Origin of the sequence: Idiomarina sp. UBA4206, assembly GCF_002383015.1 — a bacterium.
GTDB lineage: Bacteria > Pseudomonadota > Gammaproteobacteria > Enterobacterales > Alteromonadaceae > Idiomarina > Idiomarina abyssalis.
The window spans coordinates 58719-63988 of the sequence record NZ_DFTS01000025.1; the positions used below are offsets into that span (position 1 = coordinate 58719).

Annotated in this window: 7 protein-coding genes and 1 pseudogene; all 8 read right to left on the minus strand. The window is 46.4% G+C overall.

Translation table 11 applies throughout. The features are described 5' to 3' along the window. Positions 1–215: pseudogene (gene recR / locus B3180_RS05540) on the minus strand (recombination protein RecR); the annotation flags it as partial. Between the two features lie 16 nt (positions 216–231). Beyond that, a complete protein-coding gene (locus B3180_RS05545; RefSeq protein ID WP_199493850.1) occupies positions 232–558 on the minus strand; it encodes a YbaB/EbfC family nucleoid-associated protein in 327 nt (108 codons plus the stop codon). A 29-nt stretch (positions 559–587) separates the two neighbouring features. Next, positions 588–2537, minus strand: coding sequence for a DNA polymerase III subunit gamma/tau (gene dnaX / locus B3180_RS05550; RefSeq protein ID WP_278358821.1), 1950 nt, complete (start codon positions 2535–2537; stop codon positions 588–590). A 25-nt stretch (positions 2538–2562) separates the two neighbouring features. Further along, positions 2563–3096: an adenine phosphoribosyltransferase gene (locus B3180_RS05555; protein ID WP_199493852.1), complete on the minus strand. Its 534-nt coding sequence runs from the start codon at positions 3094–3096 to the stop codon at positions 2563–2565. Positions 3097–3112: 16 nt separating this feature from the next. Beyond that, on the minus strand, positions 3113–3490 hold the full coding sequence (locus B3180_RS05560; RefSeq protein WP_199493853.1) for a response regulator: 378 nt from the start codon (positions 3488–3490) through the stop codon (positions 3113–3115). Between the two features lie 35 nt (positions 3491–3525). Next, positions 3526–3648 (minus strand): hypothetical protein, encoded by a 123-nt coding sequence (locus B3180_RS05565; protein ID WP_263621018.1) that lies wholly within the window; start codon positions 3646–3648, stop codon positions 3526–3528. 66 nt (positions 3649–3714) lie between these two features. Beyond that, on the minus strand, positions 3715–4470 hold the full coding sequence (locus B3180_RS05570; RefSeq protein WP_224797162.1) for a DNA-binding domain-containing protein: 756 nt from the start codon (positions 4468–4470) through the stop codon (positions 3715–3717). Beyond that, entirely contained in the window at positions 4463–5257 is a 795-nt protein-coding gene (locus tag B3180_RS05575) for a DUF692 domain-containing protein (protein WP_286843482.1), read from the minus strand. The genes B3180_RS05570 and B3180_RS05575 overlap by 8 nt, the downstream gene beginning before the upstream one ends. Positions 5258–5270: the final 13 nt, after the last annotated feature.

Genomic DNA, 5270 nt, shown 5'->3' on the forward strand with positions numbered 1-5270 from the left:
CAAATTCGACACAGCGGCTCTTCAGTTAAGGTCCGGCAACACTCGCAGTGCCCCACTTTTTCAACTGCGGACTGCAAAGATTCGGCAAGCCGGGAGGCGCCGCCGCGATCGCGTTCAAGCAAATGAAATGCCATACGCTGTGCTGATTTCTGACCAACACCTGGCAGACGCTTTAAATTATCAACAAGCTGATCAATTGCCGGACTAATACTCATGAACTGACCTTACGACTTAGAACGGCATTTTAAAGCCAGGAGGTAAGCCCATGCCGCCTGTAATTTCGGACATACGCTCTTTGCTGGTCTCTTCAACACGACGCACGGCATCGTTAGTTGCCGCTGCAATCAAATCTTCCAACATTTCCTGGTCGTCTTCCATTAGGCTTGGGTCAATACTCACACGTTTAACATTGTGGTTGCCAAGCATCGTCACTTTTACTAACCCGGCACCGGCTTCACCAGTGACTTCCATGTTAGCCACTTCTTCCTGGGCTTTTTGCATGCGCTCCTGCATTTGTTGCGCCTGCTTCATCATGTTACCCATTCCACCTTTAAACATAATTATTTCCTCGTTTAAGCTTTATAAAATTAACGCGCTTGAATTGATGATTCATCAACCTGCGCTTGAAACCTTTGCTGTAATTCCTGTACACCGGTGTCGGCCTGCAGTATTTCGCAAGCACGCCGATGCCGGTACTGATCAATATGCTGCTGCACCATAAGAGGCGTCGGCTGACTCGGAACGCCAATATCAAACTGCACTCTTGCAGCTGGCCCTAACAATCCAGTTAGTGACTCTCTGACGGCTTCACTGGTTGAATCGTTCAATAAACTCTTCTGCTCTTCTGCAACCAGAATGAGCCAGTCATCGTCCCCAACCTTTTTTAACTCTGAATTAAGTAGTACCTGACGCGCTAAGCCTGAAATATCCATGCCGGCAATCATCGCACTCCATTTATCGATTTCTGCGGCTTCTCGGATATCGTCATTTAACTCGGGAAATTGGTAGTCTCTGACTGGTCTAGCTTCAGCCAGGGGCTCTTGTCGTGTTTCGGGCTCAGGGTCTGGAGCGGTTGGCCTCTCTTCACTAACGACCGGAGTGACTACCGATTCATTACTGTTGTCTGGCTTTTTTTTTTCCGCCAACTGCTCACGAACACGCAATAGATCGGAAACACCGGAGTCTTGTTGCTGTGTTTCCGTTGGTTCCGAATAACTGAAGTCAGGTTCCGGTTGATGCTTGGATTCTGTTTGGTGCTCGGGCTCCGATTGGTACTGGGACTCCAGCTCCGGCGGCATCGGCTCTGCCGGTTCCGGTTCTAACTCTGATTCAGGCACTGACTCAGGCATAGCTTCGGCAGCGGGCTCATTCACTTCGGCGCTGGCCAAATTTGAATGAGGAACATCGGTATGCGCAGTGGCACTCAGTTCACTGGTATCGTTATAGCTATCGTTTTCTGCAGGGCGAAAGCAGAGCATTCTCAACAGAGTCATTTCCAGACCGCTGCGCGCGTCAATAGCATAGGCTTGCTCACGACGCCCTTCCAGAACAATACGATAAAATACCTGAATTAACTCGGCCGGCATGCGCCGTAAAAGCGGCTTTAATACATCGTTATTCTCAAAGGCGTTTGCCGCACCTGGCACTTGCTGTACCAACGCCAGTTGATGCAGTAAACTTTGCAGCTCAACCAGCACGGAGCTTAAGTCCGGCACCATAGAAACCATCGCGTCAACACGCTGCATGACACTTTCGGCTTCACCATCAAGAACACAATCCAGTAAGGCCGCAATGTCAGCGACCGGTACATTACCCAGCATGCGTCTGACACTGTCAATACTCACAGCGCCGTTGCCCTGAGCGATTGCTTGATCGGTTAAACTCAAGGCATCACGCATGCTGCCACGAGCAGAACGAGCTAATAATGGTAACGCGTCAGCGTCCGCCTGAACCTGCTCCTGTCCCAGAACGTAATTAAGCTGCTGTGAAATATCGTCGTTCGACAACGCCTTTAAGTTAAATTGCAGACAGCGTGACAAAATGGTCACTGGAAGTTTTTGAGGGTCTGTTGTCGCCAATAAGAACTTTACGTGTTCCGGTGGCTCTTCCAGCGTTTTAAGCAACGCATTAAAACTGTGCCGCGACAACATGTGGACTTCATCAATCAGGTAAACTTTATAGCGTCCGCGGGTCGGACGATATTGAACGTTATCCAGTAACTCCCGGGTATCTTCAACTTTCGTTCTTGACGCGGCGTCTATTTCGAGCAAGTCGACAAAGCGCCCCTGCTCTATCTCAAGACAAGCACTGCATTGCCCGCACGGGGTCGAAGTAATGCCTTGCTCGCAGTTAAGAGCTTTAGCTAATATGCGCGCAATGGTCGTTTTACCGACGCCTCGTGTTCCGGTAAACAAGTAGGCATGGTGCAACCTTTGCTTATCCAGCGCATGTTCAAGCGGTTTCAAAACATGTTGTTGACCAACAACTTCCGCAAACTGGGAAGGTCGCCATTTTCTTGCCAGTACCTGATAGCTCATAGGGGAGATTCTTAACTCTGTCTCGTTAAAACTGACATAAGGTATAGCACGCAACGCCTGCCTGCTGCAATTTATCTTCACCACCTAACTCAGGTAATGAGACCACAAAAGCGGCTTCCTCTACTTCGGCGCCGGTTGCTTTAATCAGCTTGTGAGCCGCAACTACGGTCCCGCCAGTGGCCAGCAAGTCGTCAACAATTAAGACCCTGTCGTTTGCGGTCAATGCGTTCTCGTGCATTTGCAGTTCATCAGAACCATACTCTAAATCGTAACTCTGGCTTACTACCTTGCCGGGCAACTTTCCGGGCTTACGCAAGAGAGTGACGCCACAGCCCATAGCATAAGCTAACGCTGAGCCAAATATGAAACCTCGTGCTTCAATTGCCGCTATTTGAGTTATTCCCGTCTGCTCATATCTTTGCTTTAACGTGTTAATTGACAGTTCAAAAGCCGCAGGGTTTTGCAACAATGGAGTGATATCACGAAAGATAATACCCGGCTTAGGGTAATCAGGAATAGCACCTATTGAGTCCCGAATACCTTCTACAGTTAATTCCATGTTCTTGCTCTCTTTACTAAGCAACAAAACGCACCGCCCAGGTTTTCAAAGTATCGAGCAGGAAGTCCTCATGCAAAGGCTTCGCAAGGCATTGAGTTGCACCAGCTTTTAACGCTTTAGGTTCTATTTCCACCATGTCCTGAGTTGACATAAATAATAAGGGACTGTGCTGATAAGCCTCTAATTCACGTAAGTTTTTCAGTAATGACAAACCATCCATCACCGGCATTTTATGATCCAGCAAAATAACATCAAAATACTGCTGTTTCGCCTTACTTAAACCGTCCAGACCGTCGCGGGCTGTCGTTACTTCAAAGCCTAGCGGTTCTATCATCTTACAAATGGATTGAAGGGTTTTGTCTTTATCCTCGACAACGAGCAAAGAGACTGACATAAATGTCGTTTACCTGATAGTTAGTGAGGAGCTGATTAAGCGGAAATAACCTGTGCTAAACGTAAAATTAATGGCAAGCAGCCAGCAATTAGAAATAAAACCACGGCTATAAGCAAAAAGCCTTTGCCTGCCGGTTCTTTAAATGTTTCTGATGACATAACTTTTACCTCTCGATGAAATCGGTGCTGATCATACTCGATCCTCAGCAACGATAAAAGTTGAATTCAGCTCTTTACTCTCAATAACAATTGCTGCGAAGCGAACTGTTGCAACGTCTGCTCAGCCCCCTCCTGAATTTGTTCAGCCGGCCATTGAGGAAGCAGCTCCGGCAACAAATCAAAGAAATCTTGCAGCCTAATATAATTGCGGCTTTGTAACTCTGTTAAAAGCAGGTAAGTCATTGCATTTATACGAACAAAACGAACCTTTCCTTCCGCGTCGCGAAACACAACTAAAAAACGCGGTTGTGAGAGCGGTCTCTCCGGTTTAAATTCAATGCCGATTTCGTCAACCGGATACTGATATGCAGAAATAACCGCCGTTGGGTTTAGGCCTATGATTTGCTCTTCATGAAGCTCATCTGTCACACAAATATGGCTTTCCGGCCACGGCTTTTGCTCCACTTCGAGTTCAAGCCATTCGTAATGCGCGAGTTCCGGAGCAAAGACAAAAAGTGCATTATCAGACTGCAAATACTCAACAAAGCTTTTAGCAATACCAGTAAAGTATGGAGAGTTTGACGAAAAAGAGCGAAAAAACTGCTCTTTAGTTGCTTGCCATTGTTCTTCATCGCATAGCTTTTTCAGGACCGGAAAAGCACTGTCTATAAAGCGAAAAATGTTATTACGGAGTAACCGCTGATAAATTGCCATCCGCCGCTCTTCGATATCAGCTAACCACGGTTCTTCTACGGACTTTTGTGGATCTTTCAGTTGCTGAACAAAGCGATCCTGAATTTGTTTGAATGTGTCATTACTCATGGCGCTTTTGTATCACTCTTATTTGGTTCAACTCGCCATTTAACTCAGACAAAGCCGGGAAGTTAAAATCCCTTTCCAAAAGAGTCGGATAAACGCCATGGCACTTATAAGCGTAATCCAACAACTCATACACTTCATCTTTTACTTTAGCACCATGCGTATCAACATAAAGATCGTCGAACTCCTCATGATGCCCCGCTATATGCCCGTAGGCGATTTTTTCTGAAGGTAAGCCAGCTATAAAATCGCGAGGGTTATAATCGTGATTCACGCTGTTTACAAAGACATTATTCACATCAAGTAGCAGCTTACAATTGCTTCGCTTCAACACCTGACAGATAAAGTCTAACTCACTTAACTCAGGTGCCGGACTCGCGTAATAAGATACATTTTCCAATATTAGAGGTCTTTCTAAATAGTGCTGAACATCTTTAATTCTGTCTATAACATGAGAAACCGCATCGGCCGTGAAAGGTATAGGCAATAGGTCGTATAGCTGTCCTTTATGTGAGCAGTAACTTAAATGTTCACTGTAGATTTCAACATTAAATTGCGACACGAACTGTTTAACGTCTTTCAGAAAAGTATAGTCCAGAGGGTCCTGGCTACCAATAGACAACGACAACCCGTGGCTGGTTAAGCGATAATTCTCGGCAACTTTCGCCAGAGTTTCTAAACGACGTCCTTTAAAAGGGATCCAATTTTCCGGCGCGAGCTCCAGGAAGTCGGCATCAATATCACCTGCTAAAGCAGCATCCAGTAACTCATTTCTTAAGCCGAGACCTATTGAATTCGGTTTG